Below are 25,029 nucleotides of genomic sequence, written 5' to 3'. Positions count from 1 at the left end.
CTTTCAGGCAATCCCCGTACGCAGGATTGGCGAGGACTTCCTCCTCGATCGCAGCCTCGCGGGCTCGGCAGCTCCTACACGTCCGCAATGGCGCTGGTGTACGCGAATTCCGTGTAGGAGCTGCCGCAGGCTGCGATCTTTTGATCTTGATCTTCGACGGTACTCAAATCGCTAAAAGATCCCAGCCTATCGGCAGATCGTCAGAACACCACGGTCTTGTTGCCATGCACCAGCACCCGGTCTTCCAGGTGGTAGCGCAGGCCACGAGCCAGCACCATCTTCTCGACGTCACGACCGAAACGCACCATGTCTTGAATACTGTCGCTATGGCTGACGCGCACCACGTCCTGCTCGATGATCGGGCCGGCATCCAGCTCTTCAGTCACATAGTGGCAGGTTGCGCCAATCAGCTTCACGCCGCGCATCGACGCCTGGTGATACGGCTTGGCACCGACGAACGATGGCAGGAAGCTGTGATGAATATTGATCACCTTATGTGCAAATTCCCGGCACAACTCGGGCGGCAGGATCTGCATATAACGGGCAAGTACCACGACTTCGGCGTCATGCTGCTTGACCAGGCGCGAGACTTCGGCAAAAGCCGGCTCTTTATCCTGCGGATTCACCGGCACGTGGAAATACGGGATACCGTGCCACTCGACCATGCTGCGCAGGTCGTCATGGTTGGAGATCACGCAGGAAATTTCGCAATCCAGCTCGTCGCTCTGCCAACGGTGCAGCAAGTCGGCCAGACAATGGGACTCACGGCTGGCCATCAGCACCACGCGTTTCTTTTGCGCGGTATCAGTGATGCGCCAGTCCATGGAAAACTCTACGGCAATCGGCGCAAACGCCTCGCGAAAAGCCTCAAGCCCAAAGGGTAGCGAATCGGCACGAATCTCGTGACGCATGAAGAACCAACCACTGAGATTGTCCGAGTGATGGCTCGCCTCGGTGATCCAGCCTTTATGGGATGCCAGAAAGTTACTGACTTTAGCAACGATACCGACGCGGTCCGGGCAAGCAATCACCAGCCGAAAAGTGCGCATGTGGGGGAAACTCCAGAACTTCGCAAAGGTGGCCATTCTAGCCATTGTGCAGCAAAACTGCAGTATTCCTGACGCGTTGATTCCCGGCTGCTCAGACCTCGATTACCGATGCTCGCCTTCTCAGGTTATGCAAAAAAGCCCGCGAGGGCCTTTCCCACAATTTGCGCAAGGCTTCTAATGTGAATATCTGTTATAAATCCGTGACTTTATTTAACTGACCCGCGAAATTCTTGCGAACCCCGCTACTTAAATTAAATAAAAGTTCGCTTTAATGTTTACTTGCTGAAACTGTCTGACTATTATTGCGACACTGTAACCGTGTCATCCAGTGCCCAACATAAGGTAGTCCCCATGTCCTTGATCAACGAATATCGCGCCACCGAAGAAGCTATCAAAGAGCTGCAAGCCCGTTTGAAGAATCTGTCCCAAGACGACAAACTGCAAACCGAGCTGGAATTCGAAGGCAAACTGCGCACCCTGATGGGCGAATACTCCAAATCCCTGCGTGACATCATTGCACTGCTGGATCCAGACGCCAAAACCAGCAAAACCCCACGTGGCGCCGTGAAAACTACCGGCACCAAACGTGCTCGCAAGGTTAAACAATACAAAAACCCGCACAATGGCGAAGTCATTGAAACCAAAGGTGGCAACCACAAGACTCTGAAAGAGTGGAAAGCCAAGTGGGGCGGTGACGTGGTTGAAGGCTGGGCTACCCTGTTGGGCTAAGCAACAGCTGTCGTTGCGACGATCGAAAAACGCCAGCTCGCTGGCGTTTTTTTATACCTGATATTCAGTCACTGATTCATAGGCTCAATCGTTTGCGTAACGCCTGTGCATAATCGTTCCACTCATCGAGTACCTGCCGCTGCCCCGCTGTCGCCGTGGCCAGGCCTTGCACCGTGGCTTGATTAAAAGTATCCAGGGTATTGGGCGCGCCGCATTCAGGATCAGTCAACCGTTGCTGACAGAACAAACGCCAACGCTCTTGCTCCTGATCATTCAAGGTGCCTGGGAAGTTACGAGCACGGTAGCGGAATAATAATTCCGGCAGGCGCTCATCATCGAACGGCCATTGCTCTTGCGCCAGTTGAGCAGGGTCGGCAGTCCTGACTTGCTCGCATAACCGGCGATCACGGTCACCTATAAAGCCATCGTATAACTGTTGCTCAGGGTCCAGGCTGGGGACAAAGTCCTCGCTGGAATAAATCGCCTGGATTTTATCTCGCCAAACTTCTTGTGCGTCAGTTAGGCGCAGCGCTTTAGCCTGATACTCAGCCATGTCCAATTGCAGGCGCTGCTGATCTTCGGCGCGCAATACAGACAAAGGCGCCACCACCGGGCAACGGTTGATATGAATCAGCTTGAGCGGCACGGGCAACTCACCCTGCGCCAGATCCTCGTGCCGAACATACAGCCGCTGACGCAAGGTTTCGGCGTTCTGATCCAATAACCCCTGGGGATCGAGATGCAGATCGCAAACGATCAAGGCATTGCGGTTACGTGGGTGCCAGGCCAGTGGTAGAACCACACCAATATAATGCCGGGCAGCGGAAAACCTCCCCGAAATATGCACCATCGGCTGCAACAGTGTTATCTGCTCCATGACCTTTTGCTTGCTGCGCAACTTGAACAACCAGTCGTACAACTTCGGCTGTTTGCCGCGAATCAACCGCGCCAGGGCAATCGTCGCCCGCACATCGGACAAGGCATCGTGGGCCTGGCCATGGTCGATGCCATTGGCGGCGGTCAAACGTTCGAGTTTCAGACTGACGCGGCCGTCCTCTTCGGGCCAGACAATGCCTTGCGGGCGCAACGCATACGCAGTGCGAACCACATCGATCAGATCCCAGCGACTGTTACCGCCCTGCCACTCGCGCGCATAGGGGTCGAAAAAATTCCGGTACAGGCTATAGCGAGTCACTTCGTCGTCGAAGCGCAGAGTGTTGTAGCCGGCACCACAGGTACCGGGGGCCGCCAGTTGCGCGTGAACCCGGGTCATGAACTCGGCTTCGCTCAAGCCCTGCTCGGTCAGGCGGCTCGGGGTAATCCCGGTAATCATGCTGGCCACCGGGTGCGGCAGGATATCGTCGCTCGGCTGGCAGTAGAGATTGACCGGCTCGCCTATTTCATTGAGCTCGGCATCGGTGCGGATCCCTGCCACTTGCAACGCACGGTCGCAGCGCGGGTTGATGCCGGTGGTTTCATAGTCGTACCAGAAGATGGAGGTCACGGGCTATTCCTGATCTAAAGACCGGCAAAGTCTAGGCGCTCACAGGCTGGCCCGACCAGCGCTGTCTGCGTTCAATCCTTACCGGCGGCATTGTTTGTTACATACTTATGTCGTTTATCCCTCGGTCACTGCTAGCATCGGCCGAGTATTGACCCTCAACCAGGCCATCAACCAAGTTGCCCATGCGCCAGACTTCAGCACTGCCACGCAACGCCTCGCTGCACCCGCCACTGGACACCCGGTATCAGGTCGAGACGCCAGAAGGCATCGACCTGCCACTGCGTCCAGCCGGGCTGATGCCCCGAGCGCTGGCCTTCGCCATCGACCTGGGGATTCGTGGGCTTATCCTTGGTCTGCTGTTTATTGCCGTGGGGTTTCTGGGAGAGCTGGGCATCGGCCTGGGTTCGATCCTGCTGTTCCTGCTCAGCTGGTGGTACATGGTGCTATTCGAAGTGCTCAACCAGGGCCGCTCACCGGGCAAACAATTGATGGGGCTGCGGGTTATCCATGAGGACGGTACACCCATCGGCTGGAGCGCCTCCCTGACCCGTAACCTGTTGCGTTTTGTCGACATGTTGCCCTTTGGTTATTTCCTCGGCGCCCTCAGCTGCCTGCAACATCCAGCCTTCAAGCGTCTCGGCGACCTGGCGGCCGGCACCCTGGTGATCTACCGCGAACAACCGATAACCCGTCCGCACCTCCCCCTCGCTCAACCGTTACGGCCACCCTTTATCCTCCACCTGAATGAACAGCGCGCGGTATTGAGTTTTGCCGAACGTCAGGGCGATCTCTCCGATGAGCGAGTCAACGAGCTGGCAGCCATCCTCGCCCAGCCGCTGCAGGTCTCTGCGCCACATGCCGTCGCCGAACTCAACGGCATCGCCCGCGGCTTGCTGGGGCCGACATGAAGCAAAGCCTGTTCGAAAGCCGCCATCAAGCCCAGTGGGATCAATTTTCCCGACGCCTGGAACAGCTGGAAAGTGGCAAGGCGCAAGCCGCTGACTGCTGCGATTTCCCCAAGGACTACCGGCGCCTTTGCCAGCACCTGGCCCTGGCTCAGGAGCGTGGTTACAGCAGTTTCCTCATCGACCCGTTGCAACAGCTTGCGTTACGCGGCCATCAACAACTTTACCGGCACCGCGGCCAGTTGGGCGCCGATACCCTGAGTTTCATCCTTGCCGGCTTCCCACGACTGGTTCGCGAGCAATGGCCTTTCGTACTGGTGGCCGGCCTGTTGTTTTTCGGTAGCCTGTTCGGCATTGGCATTCTGGTTTTGCTGTTCCCGGAGCTGATCTACAGCCTGGTCTCCAGCGAGCAGCTTGCCGAACTGCAAAGCATGTATGACCCCGCCGCCAACCACCTGGGGCGCACCGCCGAACGGGCGTCCAGTGAAGACTGGGTGATGTTCGGTTACTACATCATGCATAACATCGGCATCGCCTTTCAGACCTTCGCCAGCGGTTTGCTGTTTGGCGTGGGCAGTGTGTTTTTCCTGTTCTTCAATGGCCTGCTGATTGGCGCCATCGCCGGTCACCTGACGCACCTCGGCTACGGGGAAAGCTTCTGGTCATTCGTCATCGGTCATGGCGCCTTCGAGCTCAGCGCCATTGCCCTGGCCGGGGCCGCCGGCCTGCAACTGGGCTGGGCATTGATCGCGCCGGGCCGTCTGCCACGGGGAGAAGCCTTGCGGCTGGCAGCGCGCAAAAGCGTGCAGTTGATCTGCGGAGTGATGCTGTTTCTGGTGATTGCTGCCTTTATAGAAGCCTATTGGTCGTCCATGGCCGAGCCCACACCTCTGATCAAATATCTGGTGGGTGCAGTCCTCTGGCTGATGGTGGCGGCTTACCTGTTGTTTGCCGGACGTACGCCCCATGCGCCTGAGTGATGCCAGCGTGGTCATCCGCCCGCGCACCAGCTGGGAAGCCATGGACCTGGGCGTACTGCTGAGCCAGCAACACCGACGCCTGCTGATGACCAGCTGGGCGATCATCAGTCTGCCAGTCTTCGCCCTGCTCAGCCTGCTGCTCTGGGATTCACCCAACCTCGCCTTGCTGCTGTTCTGGTGGCTGAAACCGGCGTTCGATCGTTTGCCGTTGTATATCTTGTCCAAAGCCCTGTTCGGTGAAACCCCAACGTTGAAGCAGGCGCTGGGCCAGTGGCCGCGCCTGCTCAAACCGCAACTGCTGGCCAGCCTGACCTGGCGTCGCCTGAGCCTGAGCCGCAGTTTCATCATGCCGGTGGTGCAGCTGGAGGGGCTGAGCGGTCAGGCGCGGCAGCAACGCTTGCTGGTCCTGCAACAACGCAACAGCGGCGCGGCACGCTGGCTGACGATCATCGGCGTGCATCTGGAGGTGGCCTGGTGGATCGGGTTGATGGTCCTGTTTTATCTGCTCCTGCCACCACAGATCGAGTTGAACTGGAGCTGGCAGACCCTGATCGTCGCGGCCGAGCAGGACTGGCTGTGGCTGGAACACCTGATCAATGCCTTCTACGTGTTAGTGCTGATTGTCTGGGAACCCATCTACGTCGCCTGCGGCTTCAGCCTGTACCTCAACCGGCGCACGGTGCTCGAAGCCTGGGACATCGAACTGATCTTCCGGCGCCTGCGCCAACGCTTGAGTAGTGTTGCCGTGACCCTGGTGCTGGCCGGGCTGATACTGGTATCCATGCCGCAGCCGGTCTGGGCCGCGGAATTGCCCAAAGCACCGGACAGCCCGCGCTTGCTCGAGCAACCGCTGACCAGCCAGGCCTCCAGGGACAGCATCAACGCCATTCTCGACAAACCGCCGTTCAAGAATCCGCAAACCGTGACCCGTTATCGCTTCGGCGAAGACCCGTCAGAACAGAGCAAGGACCCACAAACGCCGCAATGGTTGAAAGCGCTGTTCGGGATGTTCGATAGCCGCAGCTTCGGCTCTCTGGCCAAGGTCATAGAGATGCTGCTGTGGGCTTGCATAACCGCTGGCATCACCTTGCTGCTCTGGCACTACCGCGAGTGGTTGCGGACCTTTGTCAGCCGTCGCCCGGTGCTGCGCGACCAGATCCCGCGGTCAGCCCCTGCGCAACTGTTCGGTCTGGACATCAGCCTCGACACCCTGCCCGACGATGTCGCCGCCAGCGCCGAACGCCTCTGGCAGACGCAGCCCCGTGAAGCCCTTGGTCTGCTTTATCGGGCGTTGCTCAGCCGTCTGCTGCATGATTTTGACGTCCCGTTGAAAGCCGCCGACACCGAAGGCCAGGTGCTGGAGCGCGTCCGGCAGCTGCAACAACCGGCCCTGCAAGCCTTCAGCCAAAACCTCACCCGGCACTGGCAGAATCTGGCCTATGGTCATCGATTGCCCCCAACGCATCTGCAACAGGAACTCTGCGATACCTGGCGCGAGCTGTTCGACGCGGGATCGCCACGATGAACCGTCGCCGGCTGTTGCTCGTCAGTTTGCTCATCAGCGGTTTGCTGATAGCACTCGGCGCCTGGCTCTACCTGAACGCCGAGACCTATCAAGAGGTGATCGATCACGGTCCCTCCCCCGAAGCCCAGGCCAATCCGTACCTGGCTGCCGAGCACTTTCTGCGCAAGCAAGGGTTGCAGGTCGCCCACGCCAACAGCCTGGATATCCTGCCGACCCTGGAGCCGCACCAACAAAGCCTGCTGTTGCTGGGCGAAAGGTCGAACATGAGCCCACGCCAGGCCGATCAGCTGCTGAACTGGGCCAGGGCTGGCGGGCGTTTGCTGTTTGTCGCCGAAGCGTTGTGGGATGAGAACACCGGCAGCAGTGGCGATCTGCTGCTCGACCGCGTGCAACTGCGCCAGCTCCTGAGCAAAGCGCTTAAACAGCCGGCGTCGAAAGCCGGCAAAGACTCCTACCCCGAACTGACCAGGCTCTACCTGGAAGACGAAGACGCGCCGGCCTACGCCAGTTTCGACACCGAGTTTCATCTCGAAGACCCGAAAAACCTTGCCCAGTCCTGGGCCAACAGCGCCCTGGCCACCCACATGATGCAGCTGAACCATGGCCTCGGCTCGATCACCGTGGTCACCGATGCCGAGCTCTGGAAAACCCCGAACATCGGGCGCTACGACAATGCCTGGCTGCTGTGGTACCTGCATTCGGACACCGGTGTGACCCTGCTCTTCAACATTGACCACGACGACTTGCTGACCTTGCTGCTGCGTTATTTCCCGCAAGCCCTGGTCGCGGGCGCGGCCTTGATCGGCCTGGCAATCTGGCATGTCGCCATGCGTCGCGGCCCGGTGCAAGCGCCAGCGCCCAAGGCCCGCCGGCAACTCCAGGAACACCTGCGCGCCAGCGCCGATTTCCTGCTGCGGCGCAGTGGCCAACGCAGCCTGTTACTGGCGTTGCAACAAGATATCCTGCGCCGCGCCCGACGCCGCCATCCCGGTTTTGAACAACTCGGCGTTGCCGAACAATGGCAGGTGCTCGCGCGCCTGACCCGCCAACCCACCCGTGCCATCAGCCAGGCCCTCAGCCCACGGCCAAAACAGCGGCTTTCCAGCGCTGACTTCAGTCGTCAGGTGGCCCAGTTGCAAACCCTCAGGAATGCCTTATGAGCGAACAACCGACGGATGCGGGCCAGATCGAGCCCGCCAGCACCCAGGTGCATATCGCCCAGCAACGTCAGCGGGCCAGCCAACTGGCCCAGGCGGTGCGCCATGAGCTGCGCAAGGCGGTGATCGGCCAGGATGCAGTGATCGATGACGTGCTCACCGCCTTGATCGCTGGCGGCCATGTGCTGCTCGAAGGCGTGCCGGGGCTGGGCAAGACCTTGTTGGTCCGCGCCCTGGCACGCTGCTTTGGCGGTGAATTCGCGCGTATCCAGTTCACTCCGGACCTGATGCCCAGCGATGTCACCGGCCATGCGGTCTACGACATGCAAACCGAGCAGTTCAAACTGCGTAAAGGTCCGCTGTTCACCAACCTGCTGCTGGCCGACGAGATCAACCGCGCCCCGGCAAAAACCCAGGCAGCGCTGCTTGAAGCGATGCAGGAACGCCAGGTCACCCTCGAAGGCCGCGCCCTGCCGATCGGCCAGCCATTCATGGTGCTCGCCACGCAAAACCCAATCGAGCAGGAGGGCACCTACCCGCTACCGGAAGCCGAACTCGACCGTTTCATGCTCAAAGTGCGCATGGACTACCCCGACGCCGAGCAGGAATTGGACATGGTCCGTCAGGTCAGTCGTTCGACCAGGGCCGATATGCTCGACGTGCAACCACTGCGCACCGTATTGCAAGCCAAGGACGTGCTGGCCTTGCAACGCATTGCCAGCGACCTGCCGCTGGACGAACAGGTGCTCGACTACGCCGTGCGGATCGCCCGCACCACTCGCAGCTGGCCCGGCCTGACCCTCGGCGCCGGCCCCCGCGCCTCGATTGCACTGGTACGCGGCGCACGGGCCCGGGCATTGTTGCGCGGTGGTGAGTTCGTGATTCCGGATGACATTAAAGGGTGTGCACTGGCGGTGCTGCGCCATCGTGTGCGGATCGCGCCGGAGCTGGATATCGAAGGGTTGGAGGTCGATCAAGTGCTTAAACAGTTGCTCGATCAAGTGCCGGCACCGCGACTATGAACCTCGTTACATCGGTGAGCACCGCCTTTGTGGCGAGGGGGCTTGTCGGAACGCCGCATCGCCCCGCTGGAGCGCGAAGCGGTCCCAAAACCGGCAACCGTGTCTTTTCAGGCAGAACGCGTAAGCCGGTTTTACGACTGCTGCGCAGCCGAACGGGGGCAAGCCCCCTCGCCACAATAATCATCGTGCTTCGGGAGTCCGCAGTTCACATGGGACCACTCGGCCAATGAAACCCTCGCGCCTGCTGCTGATCTGGCTTTCGGTGCTGTTGAGCATCGGCATTGTGCTGGGCTCGCTTCAGGCGCTCGGAGTCGCTGTGGCGCCAAGCCTGCACTCCATCAATTGGGCACTGCTGCTGGCCCTCCTGCTCCTGGCGATACTCGATGCCCTCAGGCTCAAACGCCTGCCCTCGCCGCGCCTGCACCGGCAGATGCCCGGCAGCCTGGCGCTGGGTCGCTGGGGTGAAGTACAGCTCGATATCCAGCATGACTACCGGCAGCCGTTGAAGATGCAACTGTTCGACCACGTACCGGACGGTCTGAGCTTCGAGAACCTGCCGCAATCGGTGGAGCTGCAACCGGCCCGGCAGAGCCGGATCGGCTACCGCCTGCGTCCGCTCAAGCGCGGACACTTCAGCTTCGAACGCTGCGAAATCAACCTGCCCAGCCCATTGGGCTTGTGGTCCGACCGACGTTATCTGGTGGTGACCGATAGCACCCGCGTCTACCCGGACTTCGCCCGTTTGTATGGCGCGCAGTTACTGGCCGTGGACAACTGGCTCAGCCAACTTGGCGTCCGTCAGCGCCAACGTCGCGGGCTGGGCCTGGAGTTCCACCAACTGCGCGAATTTCGCGAAGGCGACAGCCTGCGCCAGATCGACTGGAAAGCCACCGCCCGCCAACGCACGCCGATTGCCCGCGAGTATCAGGACGAACGCGATCAGCAAATCATCTTCCTGCTCGACTGCGGCCGTCGCATGCGCCGCCAGGAGGGTGAACTGGCGCACTTCGACCAGGCGCTCAATGCCTGCCTGCTGCTCAGCTACGTAGCCCTGCGCCAAGGCGACGCCGTTGGCCTGAGCACCTTTGCCAGTGAGCAGCCACGTTACCTCGCCCCAGTCAAAGGCCAGGGCCAACTCAATGTCCTGCTCAATACCGTCTACGACCTCGACAGCAGCCAACGCCCCGCCGACTACCAGGCCGCCGCCAACCAACTGCTGGCCCGGCAGAAACGCCGGGCGTTGGTGGTACTGATGACCAACCTGCGGGATGAAGATGACGAGGAATTGCTGACTGCCGTCAAACGCATCGGCCGCCAGCACCGGGTACTGGTCGCCAGCCTGCGCGAGGAAATACTCGACAGCGTGCGACAAGCGCCGGTTCAAACCTTGTCCGAAGCGCTGGCTTACTGCGGTACTGTCGATTACTTGAATGCCCGCGCCGAACTCCATGAGCGATTGACCGCTCATGGGGTTCCGGTGCTGGATGCGCGGCCCAGTGAACTGGGGGCTGAACTGGTGACGCGGTATCTGAGCTGGAAGAAAGCCGGAGTGCTTTAAAGGGCGCGCCCGACTGGGTGGTGTTGCTGGAGAATGCGTCGGGTTGCAAGCATTCGGTGACGGAGTAGATAGCTTTTGTAGGAGCGAGCTTGCTCGCGATGGACTCAAGGGCAGCGCGTTTAATCAGAAAACACGCGTTATCGTTAACGTCCATCGCGAGCAAGCTCGCTCCTACAGGGGTCAGGCCCCCCCTAGCCACAAATGTCCTCCACCAGCCTTGAGAGCTATGCCGAAGCCGGCAACGGATGAAAGCTGAAGTACTGCTGCAATGCGTTAACCAGTTGTCGATATTCAGCTGGCGCCTGGAGCACGACAAAGCCCGCATCGTAGTGATGGGGTGTCGTGTCTTCATGACACCACAGGCAAGAGGCGGTCAGGTCGATCACCTGCAGGCAGGTATCGCTGGCGGGGATTTTCAGGCGCAGTTCGAAGTCGGCGCCGATCATCATCGGCAACTGGCTGATCAGCATCAACCCGTCTTCGGAAACGTTGCCCAGAAAGCCAATGGGTTTGTCGGTAAGACTGTTGAATACCCTTAAAAAATACGGCAGTTGATGCCGCTCGATCCGGCGGTCCGTGAACATGCTGGTTATCACTATAGAAGGTCATTAAGCATGACCGCACTAGTGCTTCGGAACGGGCCTGCCTGGCAGGCTCACTCTCCCCGGTTGCGGTGCGACAGTGGCTGTCCTGGCCCTGTCGCCCTACTGCTGCCGATCCCGGGTGTGCTGTCGTTTAGATAGAACTCCTCAAACGGCCTATCCAAATGTTAGCTGAATGCTCACCATCGGCCAGTGATCAGATGACTAAATGTCATCAGAACGTGGTCGGACGGACCTGCGCGGGGCTGCGGGTTGGGTAGTAGCCCAATGAATGCAGGGTTTCCAGACGCGCGCGGGCGCGGAAGGCATATTCGCTGTACGGATACTGGGTGATGATGAACTGGTAGGTCTGCGCCGCATCGATAAACAATTTCTGACGCTCCAGGCATAGCCCGCGCATCATCGACACCTCCGGTTGGATGTATCGCCGTGAACGGCTCTCGCGCTCGACCTTGGACAGCTCGAGCATCACCTGCTCGCAATTGCCCCGGTCATAGGCGTGATAGGCGTTGTTCAAATGATGGTCCATCGACCAACGGGTACAGCCGACGGCGCTGAGGGCCAGCACAGCAATAAGCACAAATCGCATGGGGTTCTCCTGTCTTGTGCACTGTATCGACCCGCCGTCGAAAATCTTCAGGAATGTTCGTTCAACCCACAAGCGAATCCCAAGAAACAAACAAATAAGTAGTGCAAACGAACAATGACTACAACTTCGGACCATAGTAGCCTCTGGTTGCGCTTGAACTCAGGAGTCTCTGCATGTCCGTACGTCGTACTAAAATCGTCGCTACCCTTGGCCCTGCCAGCAACTCGCCGGAAGTTCTCGAACAGCTGATTCTGGCTGGCCTGGACGTCGCCCGGCTGAACTTCTCCCACGGCACCCCCGACGAGCATAAAGCTCGCGCCAAGCTGGTGCGCTCCATTGCCGCCAAGCACGGGCGCTTCGTCGCGCTGCTGGGTGACCTGCAGGGCCCGAAAATCCGTATCGCCAAATTCGCCAACAAGCGAATCGAGCTGAAAGTCGGTGACACCTTCACCTTCTCCACCAGCCATCCGCTAACCGAAGGTACCCAGGAAATCGTCGGTATCGACTACCCGGACCTGGTCAAGGACTGCGGCGTCGGCGACGAACTGTTGCTGGATGACGGCCGTGTAGTGATGCGCGTCGACACCGCGACCGGTGACGCGCTGCATTGCACCGTGCTGATCGGTGGCCCACTGTCGGACCACAAAGGCATCAACCGCCGCGGTGGTGGCCTGACCGCTCCAGCCCTGACCGAAAAAGACAAGGCTGACATCAAGCTCGCCGCGGAAATGGAAGTCGATTACCTCGCCGTATCCTTCCCGCGCGACGCTGCCGACATGGAATACGCCCGCCAACTGCGCGACGAAGCCGGCGGCACTGCCTGGCTGGTCGCGAAGATCGAGCGCGCCGAAGCCGTGGCCGACGACGAAACCCTCGACGGTCTGATCCAGGCCAGCGATGCGGTGATGGTTGCCCGTGGCGACCTCGGTGTGGAAATCGGCGACGCCGAGCTGGTGGGCATTCAGAAAAAGATCATTCTGCACGCACGCCGCCACAATAAAGCGGTAATCGTCGCGACCCAGATGATGGAGTCGATGATCCAGAACCCGATGCCGACCCGCGCCGAAGTGTCGGACGTAGCCAACGCTGTGCTCGACTACACCGACGCAGTGATGCTCTCGGCCGAAAGTGCCGCCGGCGCCTACCCGCTCGAAGCGGTCCAGGCCATGGCACGGATTTGCATAGGCGCTGAAAAGCACCCGACCAGCAAAACCTCCGGCCACCGCATCGGCCAGGTCTTCGAAAGCTGCGACCAGAGCATCGCCTTGGCGGCCATGTACACGGCCAACCACTTCCCGGGCGTGAAAGCGATCATCTCCCTGACCGAAAGTGGCTACACGCCGCTGATCATGTCGCGGATCCGCTCCTCCATCCCGATCTACGCGTTCTCCCCGCACCGCGAAACCCAGGCCCGCGCGGCCATGTTCCGCGGCGTCTACACCGTACCGTTCGACCCGGCATCGCTGCCGCCTGAGCAAGTCAGCCAGGCTGCGATCGACGAGTTGCTGAAAATCGGTGCGGTCGAGAAAGGCGACTGGGTGATCCTGACCAAGGGCGACAGCTACCACACCATCGGCGGCACCAACGGCATGAAGATTCTGCATGTCGGCGATCCAGTAGTCTGAGTCACTCGCTAATCAAAAGGCCCCGCAGTTCACGCTGCGGGGCTTTTTGCATTAATGGGACTCATACTCAGAATAGCAGCCATTGGCCACCTATCAGTTCTGCTAGTTCCCGGTTCGTTTCACTACAGGCTGAATGACCTGGCCCCCTGATCGACAGGAGGCCGGAGCATTTCATCACTGTATGGAGACAACCCATGTCGACTAAAAACACCGTTCAATCACCACGCAAGCCAGGCGAACTGGACCGAACTTTTGGTATTGACGGCACGATGTTGCTGGAAGGCACCGAGGTAAAGGCCCTCGCCGTCTTGAAAGTTCCGGGTGTTGATCAAGGCAAAATCATCGGTGTCATCAGTACCTCATCCCCCCGTCTTCAGGCACCTTGATAGCGCTCGATAAACACGGTGAACCACACCCGGGATTTACCGAAGGCAATCCTGTGTATACCCGCGTAGAGGGGCTGGACACTGTCTGGAGAGCTGGAACGCGTCAGCCTGATGGCAAGATCATTGCCGTTGGAGCAACTGTAGATCCTCAAAGCCCTGGCCATTATGACTTGGCAATGGCTCGCTACCTGGACAATGGCACACTGGACCCGGCATTCAACGATCGAAAGGGCTGGGTGCGCACTCATTTGAGCAGCCTTACGGATGGTGCTCTGGCGGTTACACTCCAAAGCACAGGCAACATCATTGTAGGGGGCCTATCGCGCAATCACGGTGTGGTTGTTCGTTACATTGGATAAATCCATTGACTTGATGGGCTGGGTTACCCTGATTCAATCGGCCAGGCTATTGGGGATTGCTGACCTCTGAACCAATAGTCCTGCTGTCGAGACTGACCTCTTCGCGAGCCCGGCGCCAAGTCAGGTAATTTCATCATGAAGCCCGGCAGTTTACGACTACAGGCTTTTATTAAACAATTTACGACATCAAGTAACACAATAAAAAATACTGACCCTCCTATTCAAATCGCACTTCAGCAAAGCACAAGAACCATTAACAAAGCACAAACAAACATTAAAACTCCCTTTTTCAAATACGACACTTCAGATATTTTTGTAGCCGCATTCCTACAAACACAACGCAACAAACAATTTTAACCCCAGACACATCCACACACAGTCATTCACTTGTACGGAATTAACTCTCACCTATAAAGTTCGAAACTTCAAAAAACCTGAACAAACACAATTACAAAAACATCTTCAGCCTTACCCCATTTAAATCAACACCCCGAAGCATGCATCAACAGGAATTAACAAAAGACCTCAAGGAACTCTCACATGTACAACAACAAAAAAAAATGAGAATCCACCAGAAATTGAAATACTTACATTTACCGAAAGGCAAGCCAAGTGGCTCGAGGCCAGTGCAATTGAAATCGCCAAGGCTGGAGGCCCGCAATCAGCAGGCACATCATCGATCGCCGGCTGTTGCGCCGCCTGTATTGAAGCGACCTTCACCCCACAGCAAGCCCATGTGTGCTCCCTCTACGCCAGTGGGAGACTGTCCTCGCTATTGTTCCAAGGCATGCTTGCCCCAGCCGACGATGTCCCTCCCCCAACGCTTCCCTCCCTCCACGAACTGGAGGGAGACTTTCATTGTATTCACCTGGCCTCGCGCAATCAGATCCTGTTAAAACTCGTCCAGCACACTGCCTTTGCCTACGATATCGATAATGAAGGAAAGATTGTTCGGCTGGTCGGAAACTTTAAAGGAGGCGGTAAGGAAAAGCTCAGAAATGAAGGCTGCACACAACAGATAGAGCTGAGCTCACATGCAGGGCTTCGACTTGGCCCACATACCGAGGCGCCTTATCATTGCTCGATAAAATCTGTTAATGGTCGTTCTCCCGCGCCATCTGCATTTATCCTGACCGCGCGCTGGAACCCTGAAAACGAACCGACTTGTATAATACCCGCGGAGCAAGTGATCAGCAAAATCGGCGCTCTTTCAGCACTAGCGCTGACCTCCAAGTCGTTCAACTACTCGCGCAGCGATTCTTTTGTTACTGAAAAAGGTGAAGACGGGGTCGATGCGTCCATTCTCGATTTCGATGAAAATGGTTCATTTGCGTTGAGATACAACGCTTATCGTTTCTCACTCAATGAACGTGCAAGCGACATTATCAAAGATGCCTTTAGCCGTTTCCGTGAAGAAATTGACCACGCCGAAATACTGAAGATCTCTTTGCACCCCACTACCGCCCTGCTCATTAATAACTGCCGGGCTTTGCATTGCCGGGATGTCATTGAAGATAACCGACGTCTGCTTGTTCGACTGTTTGGCTACTCTCGATTCGCCGCCCCCGTCGTATTGAACAACGATCCTCTTTTAGTCCAGGGATAGCTCCCCAGTCATGCTCCAATTCCAATAATAGTAAGGAGTCATCATGGGCGGTATCGATCTATCCATCATCATGAGTCTCACGGCGGTTGCAATGGTTGCCGGTTTTTTTGATGCTATTGCAGGCGGCGGCGGTTTGATTACGTTACCGGCCCTGCTGATTGCGGGTATAGACCCTCTGGCCGCGCTGGCGACTAACAAACTTCAGGCCGCTTCGGCGACGGTTTCGGCGACAGTAGCTTTTGCCCGAAAAGGCATTATCGAATGGCGTAGCGGTTGGCCGATGGCGATTATGGCCTTGTGCGGAGGAGCCTTTGGCGCTTTATCGGTCAGCTTGGTGCCGCGTGCTGCATTAGAGACAATCGTGCCGATTCTGCTGATAGCCGTCGCAATCTATTTCGCACTGACCCCCAAACTCGACAATGACCAGAAGAAAGCAAAAATCAGCCTTCTGGTTTTTTCCATGACCATTGCACCTTTGGTGGGTTTCTATGATGGTGTCTTTGGACCGGGTGTGGGCTCGTTCTTCATGGTCGGATTCGTACTTCTGATGGGCCAGGGAATTTTACGCGCCGTCTCGAACAGCAAACTGCTGAATGCCTCAAGCAACATTGGCGCGCTGATTATTTTTTCCATCAAGGGCACCATTATTCTACCGATCGCCCTGTGCATGGCGGCAGGAGCATTCATCGGCGCACAATTAGGGGCACGATGCGCGGTACGTTTCGGTCCGCGAATCATCAAGCCGCTCCTGATCATTGTGTGTTGCGTCATGGCGGCCAAGTTACTGCTCAATCCAGGCAACTAGACTCAGGGTTGGTGGGGCTGATTGCCTGGTTGAAGCTGTATGGCCATTGCTGACGTCTTCGCGGGCAAACCCCTTGCCTCTGTAGGAGCGAGCTTGCTCGCGATGGACTCAAGGGCGGCGCGTTTATTCAGAAAGCTCGCGTTATCGTTAACGTCCATCGCGAGCAAGCTCGCTCCTACAGGCATCGTGGCAAGCCCACACAATGTCCTTGTGGGAGACAGATTCAAACCCTGTTGATAAACCCCGACAACGCCGCAATCGCTTCCGGCGAGTGCAGCCGTTGAATGAACAGTGCACCCTCCTCCTCAATCACTTTGCGCAGTTGCTCGCGGTCCGGGGCTTTCATCAGTTGTTTACTGATCTGCACCGCGCCCGGTGCCAATTGTTCAAAGCGCAAGGCCATCTCACGAGCCTTGGCCAGCGCGGCGGCACCGTTGGGCAAAGCAGCAGTGGCGATGCCCCAGGCTGCTGCCTGTTCACCATTAAAGCCTTCACCGAGCAGCAACAGTTCGGCGGCTTTGGCCTGCCCCAGCATCCGCGGGAGGATCAGGCTCGAACCGAACTCCGGGCACAGGCCGAGGTTGACGAACGGCATGCGTAACTTCGCATCCGCGCTGATGTAGACCAGATCGCAATGCAGCAGCAACGTAGTGCCAATCCCCACCGCTGCCCCGGCTACTGCGGCAATCACTGGCTTGCGGCATTCGAGCAGGCTGCGCATGAAACAGAACACCGGGCTATCGAGGCTGCTCGGTGGCTGTTCGAGGAAGTCGGCAATATCATTGCCGGCGGTGAAGCATTCGCTGCTGCCGGTGATCAGTACGGCGTTGATTTCGGGATCGCTATCGGCTTGCTCCAGGGCTTCGGCCAACTGGCTGTACATGGCACGAGTCAGGGCGTTTTTCTTGTCCGGACGATTGAGGCGCAAGGTCAGCAGCCCGCGTTCACGCTCCAGCAATATGGCGTCAGTCATGGTGAGTCTCATGAAGGGAAATCAGCGTTCAACCGCGGGGCAGAAATACGTCGGCCAGCAGTTGATTGCGTGGCAGCCCCGCCAGATACAAGCGCCGGGCAAAGGCATCGACGCTGTCGGGGGTCCCGCAGAGTAAAGCCTGGGTTCGCCGGGAAACAAGCCTCAGTTGCGCCAAGGCCGCAGGCAGTTCGGCCGCTGTCAGCAGATCGATCTGGAGGTTGGGGTTGTTCGCCGCCAGCGCTGCCAGGGGTTTGGCCAGGTAATGCTCATCCGCGTCATGGGCCAGGTGAATGATCCGGATGACACCTTGGTGATCCTGGCGCAATGCTTCGCGCAACACACCGAACAGCGGCCCCAGGCCAGTACCGGCCGCCAGCAGCCAGAGCGGTCGAGCCTGCCAGTCCGGGTCGTAATGCAAGGCACCGCCGCGCAGTTCACCGAGGCGAATCGGGTCACCGAGCTTGAACTGACGGGCCGCGTCGCTGAACTCGCCGGATTGACGACACTCGAGGTGAAACTCGAGAAAGCGGTCCTCTTCCGGCAAGCTCGCCAGCGAATACGGTCGCGCCACATTGCCTGCCCACAACACCAGATGTTGCCCGGCCTGATAACGCAATGGGCGTTCAGGTTGCAAACGCAGGCGCAGAACGCTCGGGCTCAGCCAGTCGGCGCCCACCACTTGGGCCGGAAAACCGTCGCGCAACGGATCGAAAATTTCGACCTGCAAATCCTCGATCACCTGGCACTGACAGGCCAGACGCCAGCCGCGTTGACGCTGTTCTACCGTCAGCGCATCAGGTTTGCGATCACTCGGCTCGCCGTGCAGACATTGCACCAGGCACGCGTGGCAACTGCCGGCGCGACAGCTGTATGGGACCGCGACACCAGCCTGGTTCAAGGCGTCGAGCAGGTTGCTTCCCGCTGCCACTGACCACTGTCGCTCACCGACCCGTAATTCAGGCATCGACGTTTTCCCAAGCGGCCGCGCAACGGTTGCGTCCGTCACGCTTGGCCCGATACAGCGCCTGATCCGCGCGCTGCAAGGCCTCATCCAGATCATCGCCCAGCACCAGCAAGGTCATCCCGGCCGACAGGCTCAGGCCCGGCACGCTCAACCCGACCAATTCGACATCGGTGAAGGCGATGCGTAGACGCTCGCAGCAGGAGGTCAGGCGCTCGGCATCACAATCGGGCAACAACACGACAAACTCCTCACCGCCGTAACGGGCCAGTACATCGCCATCGCGCAGACAGGCGCTGGCGACGGCGGCAAAGGCCTGCAACACCTGATCGCCCGCCGCATGCCCATGGATATCGTTAATCCGTTTGAAATGATCCAGATCGATCAGCGCCAGGCCGTGGATGACATCGGCGTCCATCGTGTGCAATTCGCGGGTGGCCAGGCGCAGAAAATGCAGGCGATTGAACAGCCCGGTGAGTTCGTCGGTGGCGACCAGGTCTTCGAGCTGGCGCATCATCCCGCGCAGAGTGTCCTGGTGGGCCTGCAAGGCGAAGCGCCGTTGGCGCATGCGCTGGCGTGACGCCTGGACGTAGCTGGCATAAAGGCAGAGCCACACCAGCACGATAAACAGCACACAGACTTGCAACGCTGCCAGTGTCGGGTCAGCCAGTTCGAAGCGGTAACCTTCCCAGAGATTGATCCCGGCGAAACTGAAAAACACCAGCGCCGCACAGCGTACAAATGCCCGCCGCGGCAAGTGAAACAGGCCGAACAACAGGATCAGTACATAGAACACCAGGAATGCGCCGCGGGCCATGTCGAGCTGGGCGATAAACCAGGTTTGCCAGACCAGTCCCAGCACTACTTGCACTTCGGTCAGGCTCGGGTCGGCGAAGCGCAGATTGCGCCCGCTGAGAAATACCCCGAGCAAAGTGACCTGGCTGAGGACCAGCAGCACCGTGGCAATCACTGCGCTGCTCATCGGCGCCCTGTAGTGACCGCCGAGAATGGCCAGCCACAGCAGCAGCAACGCCAGCCCATAGGTGCCCGTCGCCAGGGTAAAGCGCTTGAGCAACAGACTTTGTATGGCTGTATGGGTCAATCTTTGACTCACCGTGCGAAAGAAGGCTGAACGGGTTTCCTACCCTACGGGCCATGTACCACTTTAGTGGTGTGCCTGAGAAATGACTATTTAATTTTTGGACAGGCGGTTCTGACGTATTACTGGCGTCGAATGGACGGACGCCAGGATCAAAAGATCGCAGCCTGCGGCAGCTCCTACGGGGATCGGCGAACCGACGGATAAACGCGGTCGGCGTAGGTGCTGCCGCAGGCTGCGATCTTTTGATCTTTTGTCAGATACCCCGGGATCTGCTTCTGGTGGTGATATGCGACCTTCGTTTATCCACCGACGGGTGTGCCCAAGCCGTTGGCGAGTTATACTGCCGCGCCTTTTTAGCGTCGCGCCAGCATGCCCGGCGTGCCTTAAAAGGTGTTTTCAGTGACCAGATCCACCCGACTGAAGACACCTTATTAAATGTTCCCGTCTTATAGAGGAGCGCGACTCATGACCGTGATCAAGCAAGACGACCTGATTCAGAGCGTTGCTGACGCCCTGCAGTTCATTTCCTACTACCATCCCGTGGATTTCATCCAGGCCATGCACGAGGCCTATCTGCGTGAAGAGTCTCCGGCTGCCCGCGATTCCATCGCGCAAATCCTGATCAACTCGCGCATGTGTGCCACCGGCCACCGCCCGATCTGCCAGGACACCGGCATCGTCACCGTATTCGTCCGCGTGGGCATGGATGTGCGCTGGGATGGCGCGACCATGGGCCTGGACGACATGATCAACGAAGGCGTGCGTCGCGCCTACAACCTGCCGGAAAACATCCTGCGCGCTTCGATCCTGGCCGACCCGGCAGGCGCTCGCAAGAACACCAAGGACAACACCCCGGCCGTGATCCACTACTCCATCGTTCCGGGTAATACCGTTGAAGTGGACGTAGCGGCCAAGGGTGGCGGCTCCGAGAACAAGTCGAAGATGGCCATGCTCAACCCGTCCGACTCGATCGTCGACTGGGTGCTCAAGACTGTCCCGACCATGGGTGCCGGCTGGTGCCCACCGGGCATGCTCGGCATCGGCATCGGCGGCACCGCCGAGAAAGCCGCGGTGATGGCCAAGGAAGTGTTGATGGAATCCATCGACATCCACGAGCTGAAAAAACGCGGCCCGTCCAACCGTATCGAAGAGATGCGCCTGGAGCTGTTCGAGAAGGTCAACCAGCTGGGTATCGGCGCCCAGGGCCTGGGTGGCCTGACCACCGTGCTCGATGTGAAGATCATGGATTACCCGACCCACGCCGCGTCCCTGCCGGTGTGCATGATCCCCAACTGCGCCGCCACCCGTCACGCGCACTTCGTGCTCGACGGCTCCGGCCCGGCTTCGCTGGAAGCGCCACCGCTGGACGCCTACCCGGAAATCGTCTGGGAAGCCGGTCCGTCGGCGCGCCGGGTCAACCTCGACACCCTGACCCCGGAAGACGTGCAGAGCTGGAAGCCGGGCGAAACCGTCCTGCTCAACGGCAAGATGCTCACCGGTCGCGATGCCGCGCACAAGCGCATGGTCGAGATGTTGAACAAGGGTGAAACCTTGCCGGTAGACCTCAAGGGTCGTTTTATCTACTACGTCGGCCCGGTCGATCCAGTGCGCGAAGAAGTGGTTGGCCCAGCCGGCCCGACCACCGCAACGCGGATGGATAAATTCACCCGGCAGATTCTCGAGCAGACCGGCCTATTGGGCATGATCGGCAAGTCAGAGCGCGGCCCGACCGCCATCGAAGCGATCAAGGACCACAAAGCCGTGTACTTGATGGCTGTTGGCGGCGCTGCTTATCTGGTAGCCCAGGCGATCAAGAAATCCCGGGTAGTGGCCTTTGCCGAACTGGGCATGGAAGCGATATACGAGTTCGAGGTCAAGGACATGCCGGTGACCGTTGCGGTCGACAGCAAGGGTGAGTCGGTACACATCACCGGTCCTGCCATCTGGCAGAAAAAGATCAGTGACAGCCTGGCGGTAGAAGTGCAATAAGCGCTTAAACCTCCAGATACAAAAAAACGGCCGGACTGTTGTCATCAACAGCCCGGCCGTTTTTTATTGTCTATCACCTTAACGACGCACCTGCGCGTAGGCGCTGACGAGCCTTGCGAGGCTGCGGTCGGCCGCGAAGCGGTGGTAAATCAGGCGGTGCATCAGGCAGACAGCATCTGTCGGACTACGACTGCTACGCAGCCGAACGCAGCCTCGCATAGCTCGTCAGCTCCTACGGCCGAACGCAGCCTCGCATAGCTCGTCAGCTGCTACGGCGGCGGCTCGTGTTATGGTGCCCTCCCTTATCACACCTGTTCATCCAGCATGTTCGTGACCGTTCGCTCCCTGCGTCTGACCCTCTACACACTGCTGATTCTCGCTGGCACCGTGCTGGCTGCCGGCCTGGCCATGCGTCACTCCGAGCGCCAGGCACTGGTGGACGAGGCCGCCCTCGCCAATGAGCAACTGGCGCTGTACGCCAATACCCTGCACACCCTGATTGAACGTTATCGCGCCCTGCCCTCCGTGCTGGCGCTGGACCCGGAGCTGAGCAACGCCTTGAAGGGCCCGGTGAGCCGCGAACAGCAAGACGTGCTGAACCGCAAACTGGAGAAAATCAACGGCGCTGCCCAGTCGTCTACCCTGGAACTGCTCGATCGCACCGGCCTGGCCGTGGCCGCCAGCAACTGGCGCCTGCCGAGCAGTTATGTCGGGCACAATTACGGCTTCCGCCCGTATTTCAGCCAGACCCGCAGCCAGGGCACCGGGCGCTTTTACGCCGTTGGCGTGACCAGTGGCATTCCCGGTTATTTTCTGTCCAGCGCGGTAACCAATGAAAGTGGCGAGTTCCTCGGCGCCATGGTGGTAAAGCTGGAGTTCCCCGAACTTGAGCGCGAATGGCGCCAGGGCAGCGACACTCTGCTGGTCAGCGACGCCCGCGGCATCGTATTTATCGCCAACCAGCCCGGCTGGCGCTATCGCAGTTTGCAGCCGCTGTCGGAAAATGATCGGGCCGAGCTCAAAGCCACTCGTCAGTACGACAAGCAACCGCTGACCCCACTCGAACACCGCGCCACCCGGCACTTCGACGAGAACAGTTACCTGGCCCGTGTCGAAGGTCCGGACGGCACGGCGGATTATTTGTGGGAGTCGCTGCCGCTGAACGCCGAAGGCTGGACCCTGCACCTGCTGCGGCGCCCCCAGGCCGCCCTTGAAGACAGCCGTAACGCCGGGCTGGCGGCGGCCGGGCTGTGGCTGACGCTGGTGTTCCTGCTGCTGTTTCTCAACCAGCGCTGGCGTCTGGCCAAAATGCGCCAGCGCAGCCGCGAAGAGCTTGAACAACTGGTGGAAGAACGCACTCGCGACCTGCGTACCGCCCAGGACGGCCTGGTGCAGTCGGCAAAGCTCGCCGCCCTGGGGCAGATGTCCGCCGCGCTGGCCCATGAAATCAACCAGCCACTGACCGCGCAACGTATGCAGCTGGCCACCCTGCGTCTGCTGCTGAACCACGGTCGGATAGACGACGCCTATAAAGCCCTCACCCCACTGGATGACATGCTGACGCGCATGGCGGCCCTTACCGGTCATCTCAAGACCTTTGCCCGCAAGAGTCCCAGCGGCTTGCGCGAGCGCCTGGACCTGGCGGCGGTGGTCGATCAAGCCTTGCACCTGCTCGACGCGCGCATGCGTGATGAACACGTCAGCAGCGTGCTGCACCTGACTCGCCCGGCATGGGTGCGCGGCGATGCGATTCGCCTGGAGCAGGTGCTGATCAACCTGCTGCGTAATGCACTGGATGCAATGCGCGATAAACCACTCAAACGCCTGGAAATCCGCATCGAGGCTGATCAACATCTGTGGCGCCTGACCGTCGCCGACAGCGGCGGCGGTATCACCGAAGAGCATCTGGCAAATGTGTTCGACCCGTTTTTCACCACCAAACCGGTGGGTGACGGTCTCGGTCTGGGGCTGGCGGTGTCTTACGCTATCGTTCACGAACATGGCGGTCGGCTCAGTGCCGGCAATCACCCAGGCGGTGCGATTTTCACCCTGAGCCTGCCTATCGCTGCGCAGGAGCAAAGTCCATGTTGAACTCGGTGATTGTGGTCGACGATGAAGCCAGTATCCGCAGCGCCGTGGAGCAATGGCTGAGCCTCTCGGGTTTTGTGGTGCAACTGTTCAGCCGCGCCGAAGAGTGCCTGGCGCAACTGCCGAGGGATTTCCCCGGGGTCATTCTCAGCGACGTGCGTATGCCCGGCATGGGCGGCCTGGAGTTGCTGAGCAAGGTCCAGGCGCTGGACGCCGACCTGCCGCTGATCCTGCTGACCGGCCATGGCGACGTGCCGATGGCAGTCGAGGCGATGCGCGACGGGGCCTACGACTTTCTGGAAAAACCCTTCAGCCCCGAGACCCTGCTCGGCAGCCTGCGCCGGGCGCTGGACAAGCGTCGATTGGTGCTGGAAAACCGCGCCCTGCATGAGCAGGCCGACAACCGCGCCAAACTCGATGCCAGCCTGCTCGGGGTTTCTCGCGGGTTACAGACTTTGCGCCGGCAGGTGCTGGACCTCGCGGCCTTGCCAGTCAATGTGCTGATTCGTGGGGAAACCGGCAGCGGCAAGGAACTGGTTGCCCGCTGTCTGCACGATTTCGGCCCGCGCGCCGACAAGCCATTTGTGGCGCTGAACTGCGCGGCGATCCCCGAGCAGCTGTTCGAAGCCGAGCTGTTCGGCCATGAAAGCGGCGCCTTCACCGGCGCCCAGGGCAAGCGCATCGGCAAGCTCGAATACGCCGATGGCGGCACGCTGTTTCTCGATGAAATCGAAAGCATGCCCCTGGCCCAGCAGGTCAAACTGCTGCGGGTCTTGCAAGAGCAGAAACTTGAGCGGCTGGGTTCGAACCAGAGCATCCGGGTCGACCTGCGAATCATCGCCGCGACCAAACCCGATCTGCTCGATGAGGCCCGCGCCGGACGTTTTCGCGAAGACCTGGCCTATCGGCTGAACGTCGCTGAATTGCGCCTGCCGCCCTTACGCGAGCGCCGCGAAGATATTCCGCTGCTGTTCGAACACTTCGCCCACAACGCGGCTGAACGACTGGGGCGCAGTTTCCCGCCGCTGAGCGGGCCGCAATTGAGTCGCCTGCTTAGCCACGACTGGCCGGGCAACGTCCGTGAACTGGCCAACGTCGCCGAGCGTCAGGTGCTCGGGCTTGGTGAGCCGGAACCTGAAGGCGTCGAACCCGGTCAATCCCTCGCCGCGCAGCAGGAAGCCTTCGAAGCCCACTGCCTCAGGGCTGCTCTGACCCGGCACAAGGGCGATATCAAGGCGGTGCTTGCCGAGCTGCAACTGCCACGGCGGACCTTCAACGAAAAGATGCAGCGCCATGGGTTGGCGCGGGAGATGTTTTTGAAGGAGGAGTGATTCTTCTGACCTTCATTTCAGGTTGCCTTTTCTGGCCCCATCGCGAGCAAGCTCGCTCCCACATTTGATTTGTGTTGTGCCACAAATTGCTGACACGCCATCAATCCCTGTGGGAGCGAGCTTGCTCGCGATGGGGCCCAAACAGGCAACGACCTTCACGGATCCGCGTCTGATAGGCGGATTT

The 25,029-nt window shown here is 59.3% G+C and carries 22 protein-coding genes; 15 read left to right on the top strand and 7 right to left on the bottom strand.

The genetic code is table 11. The features are described 5' to 3' along the window. Positions 1 to 200 precede the first annotated feature (200 nt). Positions 201 to 1,049, bottom strand: a complete 849-nt coding sequence (gene purU / locus F8N21_RS15760; RefSeq protein ID WP_150642994.1) for a formyltetrahydrofolate deformylase — start codon at positions 1,047 to 1,049, stop codon at positions 201 to 203. Positions 1,050 to 1,400: 351 nt separating this feature from the next. Between purU and mvaT the strand changes: the two genes are divergently transcribed. Next, on the top strand, positions 1,401 to 1,778 hold the full coding sequence (gene mvaT / locus F8N21_RS15750; RefSeq protein WP_150642992.1) for a histone-like nucleoid-structuring protein MvaT: 378 nt from the start codon (positions 1,401 to 1,403) through the stop codon (positions 1,776 to 1,778). 76 nt (positions 1,779 to 1,854) lie between these two features. On the opposite strand, the gene sbcB is transcribed toward mvaT, so the two are convergent. Continuing rightward, positions 1,855 to 3,282, bottom strand: a complete 1,428-nt coding sequence (gene sbcB, locus F8N21_RS15745) for an exodeoxyribonuclease I (RefSeq protein ID WP_150642991.1) — start codon at positions 3,280 to 3,282, stop codon at positions 1,855 to 1,857. A gap of 182 nt (positions 3,283 to 3,464) precedes the next feature. On the opposite strand from sbcB, the gene F8N21_RS15740 reads away from it, so the two are divergent. The 6 genes from F8N21_RS15740 (at position 3,465) to F8N21_RS15715 (ending at position 10,429) form a co-directional block, all read left to right on the top strand. After that, the gene (locus F8N21_RS15740) at positions 3,465 to 4,190 is read left to right on the top strand and encodes an RDD family protein (RefSeq protein WP_150642990.1); all 726 of its coding nucleotides are present in this window, start codon (positions 3,465 to 3,467) and stop codon (positions 4,188 to 4,190) included. Then, on the top strand, positions 4,187 to 5,167 hold the full coding sequence (locus F8N21_RS15735; protein ID WP_150642989.1) for a stage II sporulation protein M: 981 nt from the start codon (positions 4,187 to 4,189) through the stop codon (positions 5,165 to 5,167). The genes F8N21_RS15740 and F8N21_RS15735 overlap by 4 nt, the downstream gene beginning before the upstream one ends. Beyond that, the gene (locus tag F8N21_RS15730) at positions 5,154 to 6,692 is read left to right on the top strand and encodes a DUF4129 domain-containing protein (RefSeq protein WP_150642988.1); all 1,539 of its coding nucleotides are present in this window, start codon (positions 5,154 to 5,156) and stop codon (positions 6,690 to 6,692) included. The genes F8N21_RS15735 and F8N21_RS15730 overlap by 14 nt, the downstream gene beginning before the upstream one ends. After that, on the top strand, positions 6,689 to 7,852 hold the full coding sequence (locus tag F8N21_RS15725) for a DUF4350 domain-containing protein (protein ID WP_150642987.1): 1,164 nt from the start codon (positions 6,689 to 6,691) through the stop codon (positions 7,850 to 7,852). The genes F8N21_RS15730 and F8N21_RS15725 overlap by 4 nt, the downstream gene beginning before the upstream one ends. Next, positions 7,849 to 8,871, top strand: coding sequence for an AAA family ATPase (locus F8N21_RS15720; protein WP_150642986.1), 1,023 nt, complete (start codon positions 7,849 to 7,851; stop codon positions 8,869 to 8,871). Before F8N21_RS15725 ends, F8N21_RS15720 begins: the two co-directional genes overlap by 4 nt. Before the next feature lie 226 nt (positions 8,872 to 9,097). Continuing rightward, entirely contained in the window at positions 9,098 to 10,429 is a 1,332-nt protein-coding gene (locus tag F8N21_RS15715; protein WP_150642985.1) for a DUF58 domain-containing protein, read from the top strand. A 224-nt stretch (positions 10,430 to 10,653) separates the two neighbouring features. On the opposite strand, the gene F8N21_RS15710 is transcribed toward F8N21_RS15715, so the two are convergent. Both F8N21_RS15710 and F8N21_RS15705 read right to left on the bottom strand, forming a co-directional pair. Next, complete coding sequence (locus F8N21_RS15710) at positions 10,654 to 11,013, bottom strand: PilZ domain-containing protein (protein WP_150642984.1); 360 nt, start codon at positions 11,011 to 11,013, stop codon at positions 10,654 to 10,656. A gap of 232 nt (positions 11,014 to 11,245) precedes the next feature. Then, positions 11,246 to 11,620 carry a tetratricopeptide repeat protein gene (locus tag F8N21_RS15705; RefSeq protein ID WP_150642983.1) on the bottom strand — a complete coding sequence of 125 codons (375 nt, stop codon included), beginning with the start codon at positions 11,618 to 11,620 and terminating at the stop codon, positions 11,246 to 11,248. A gap of 173 nt (positions 11,621 to 11,793) precedes the next feature. On the opposite strand from F8N21_RS15705, the gene pyk reads away from it, so the two are divergent. The 5 genes from pyk to F8N21_RS15680 all read left to right on the top strand — a co-directional run bounded on the left by pyk (position 11,794) and on the right by F8N21_RS15680 (position 16,401). Beyond that, positions 11,794 to 13,245 (top strand): pyruvate kinase, encoded by a 1,452-nt coding sequence (gene pyk, locus F8N21_RS15700; RefSeq protein WP_150642982.1) that lies wholly within the window; start codon positions 11,794 to 11,796, stop codon positions 13,243 to 13,245. A gap of 194 nt (positions 13,246 to 13,439) precedes the next feature. Then, entirely contained in the window at positions 13,440 to 13,631 is a 192-nt protein-coding gene (locus F8N21_RS15695) for a hypothetical protein (protein ID WP_150642981.1), read from the top strand. 53 nt (positions 13,632 to 13,684) lie between these two features. Further along, the gene (locus F8N21_RS31490) at positions 13,685 to 13,990 is read left to right on the top strand and encodes a delta-60 repeat domain-containing protein (protein WP_191624333.1); all 306 of its coding nucleotides are present in this window, start codon (positions 13,685 to 13,687) and stop codon (positions 13,988 to 13,990) included. Between the two features lie 787 nt (positions 13,991 to 14,777). Continuing rightward, the gene (locus F8N21_RS15685; protein WP_224788229.1) at positions 14,778 to 15,596 is read left to right on the top strand and encodes a hypothetical protein; all 819 of its coding nucleotides are present in this window, start codon (positions 14,778 to 14,780) and stop codon (positions 15,594 to 15,596) included. Between the two features lie 43 nt (positions 15,597 to 15,639). Continuing rightward, a complete protein-coding gene (locus tag F8N21_RS15680; RefSeq protein WP_150642979.1) occupies positions 15,640 to 16,401 on the top strand; it encodes a TSUP family transporter in 762 nt (253 codons plus the stop codon). A gap of 223 nt (positions 16,402 to 16,624) precedes the next feature. On the opposite strand, the gene F8N21_RS15675 is transcribed toward F8N21_RS15680, so the two are convergent. The 3 genes from F8N21_RS15675 to F8N21_RS15665 are packed head-to-tail and all read right to left on the bottom strand — an operon-like array spanning position 16,625 to position 19,437. Further along, positions 16,625 to 17,374, bottom strand: a complete 750-nt coding sequence (locus F8N21_RS15675) for an enoyl-CoA hydratase-related protein (RefSeq protein ID WP_150642978.1) — start codon at positions 17,372 to 17,374, stop codon at positions 16,625 to 16,627. Positions 17,375 to 17,402: 28 nt separating this feature from the next. Beyond that, entirely contained in the window at positions 17,403 to 18,338 is a 936-nt protein-coding gene (locus F8N21_RS15670) for an iron-sulfur-binding ferredoxin reductase (protein WP_150642977.1), read from the bottom strand. Next, positions 18,331 to 19,437: a sensor domain-containing diguanylate cyclase gene (locus F8N21_RS15665; protein WP_150642976.1), complete on the bottom strand. Its 1,107-nt coding sequence runs from the start codon at positions 19,435 to 19,437 to the stop codon at positions 18,331 to 18,333. Before F8N21_RS15665 ends, F8N21_RS15670 begins: the two co-directional genes overlap by 8 nt. Positions 19,438 to 19,902: 465 nt before the next feature. Between F8N21_RS15665 and F8N21_RS15655 the strand changes: the two genes are divergently transcribed. The 3 genes from F8N21_RS15655 to F8N21_RS15645 all read left to right on the top strand — a co-directional run bounded on the left by F8N21_RS15655 (position 19,903) and on the right by F8N21_RS15645 (position 24,845). Then, on the top strand, positions 19,903 to 21,426 hold the full coding sequence (locus F8N21_RS15655) for a fumarate hydratase (RefSeq protein WP_150642975.1): 1,524 nt from the start codon (positions 19,903 to 19,905) through the stop codon (positions 21,424 to 21,426). Between the two features lie 324 nt (positions 21,427 to 21,750). Further along, positions 21,751 to 23,517, top strand: coding sequence for a sensor histidine kinase (locus F8N21_RS15650; RefSeq protein ID WP_150642974.1), 1,767 nt, complete (start codon positions 21,751 to 21,753; stop codon positions 23,515 to 23,517). Then, positions 23,511 to 24,845: a sigma-54-dependent transcriptional regulator gene (locus tag F8N21_RS15645; RefSeq protein WP_150642973.1), complete on the top strand. Its 1,335-nt coding sequence runs from the start codon at positions 23,511 to 23,513 to the stop codon at positions 24,843 to 24,845. Before F8N21_RS15650 ends, F8N21_RS15645 begins: the two co-directional genes overlap by 7 nt. The last annotated feature ends 184 nt before the right edge of the window (positions 24,846 to 25,029 follow it).

Origin of the sequence: Pseudomonas fluorescens (assembly GCF_902497895.1) — a bacterium.
GTDB classification, from domain to species: domain Bacteria; phylum Pseudomonadota; class Gammaproteobacteria; order Pseudomonadales; family Pseudomonadaceae; genus Aquipseudomonas; species Aquipseudomonas fluorescens_BP.
Note: the sequence above shows the minus strand (reverse complement) of the source record. Positions and strands in the feature narration are given on the sequence as shown.

Coding starts and splice junctions, on each gene's coding strand:
- F8N21_RS15645 (WP_150642973.1), top strand. CDS start 23,511: ATGTTGAACTCGGTGATTGTGGTCGACGATGAAGCCAGTATCCGCAGC.
- F8N21_RS15705 (WP_150642983.1), bottom strand. CDS start 11,620: ATGCGATTTGTGCTTATTGCTGTGCTGGCCCTCAGCGCCGTCGGCTGT.
- F8N21_RS15710 (WP_150642984.1), bottom strand. CDS start 11,013: ATGTTCACGGACCGCCGGATCGAGCGGCATCAACTGCCGTATTTTTTA.
- F8N21_RS15670 (WP_150642977.1), bottom strand. CDS start 18,338: ATGCCTGAATTACGGGTCGGTGAGCGACAGTGGTCAGTGGCAGCGGGA.
- F8N21_RS15680 (WP_150642979.1), top strand. CDS start 15,640: ATGGGCGGTATCGATCTATCCATCATCATGAGTCTCACGGCGGTTGCA.
- F8N21_RS15715 (WP_150642985.1), top strand. CDS start 9,098: ATGAAACCCTCGCGCCTGCTGCTGATCTGGCTTTCGGTGCTGTTGAGC.
- F8N21_RS15725 (WP_150642987.1), top strand. CDS start 6,689: ATGAACCGTCGCCGGCTGTTGCTCGTCAGTTTGCTCATCAGCGGTTTG.
- F8N21_RS15735 (WP_150642989.1), top strand. CDS start 4,187: ATGAAGCAAAGCCTGTTCGAAAGCCGCCATCAAGCCCAGTGGGATCAA.
- purU (WP_150642994.1), bottom strand. CDS start 1,049: ATGCGCACTTTTCGGCTGGTGATTGCTTGCCCGGACCGCGTCGGTATC.
- F8N21_RS15675 (WP_150642978.1), bottom strand. CDS start 17,374: ATGACTGACGCCATATTGCTGGAGCGTGAACGCGGGCTGCTGACCTTG.
- F8N21_RS15655 (WP_150642975.1), top strand. CDS start 19,903: ATGACCGTGATCAAGCAAGACGACCTGATTCAGAGCGTTGCTGACGCC.
- F8N21_RS15695 (WP_150642981.1), top strand. CDS start 13,440: ATGTCGACTAAAAACACCGTTCAATCACCACGCAAGCCAGGCGAACTG.
- F8N21_RS15685 (WP_224788229.1), top strand. CDS start 14,778: ATGCTTGCCCCAGCCGACGATGTCCCTCCCCCAACGCTTCCCTCCCTC.
- F8N21_RS15650 (WP_150642974.1), top strand. CDS start 21,751: ATGTTCGTGACCGTTCGCTCCCTGCGTCTGACCCTCTACACACTGCTG.
- pyk (WP_150642982.1), top strand. CDS start 11,794: ATGTCCGTACGTCGTACTAAAATCGTCGCTACCCTTGGCCCTGCCAGC.
- F8N21_RS15740 (WP_150642990.1), top strand. CDS start 3,465: ATGCGCCAGACTTCAGCACTGCCACGCAACGCCTCGCTGCACCCGCCA.
- mvaT (WP_150642992.1), top strand. CDS start 1,401: ATGTCCTTGATCAACGAATATCGCGCCACCGAAGAAGCTATCAAAGAG.
- F8N21_RS15720 (WP_150642986.1), top strand. CDS start 7,849: ATGAGCGAACAACCGACGGATGCGGGCCAGATCGAGCCCGCCAGCACC.
- F8N21_RS15730 (WP_150642988.1), top strand. CDS start 5,154: ATGCGCCTGAGTGATGCCAGCGTGGTCATCCGCCCGCGCACCAGCTGG.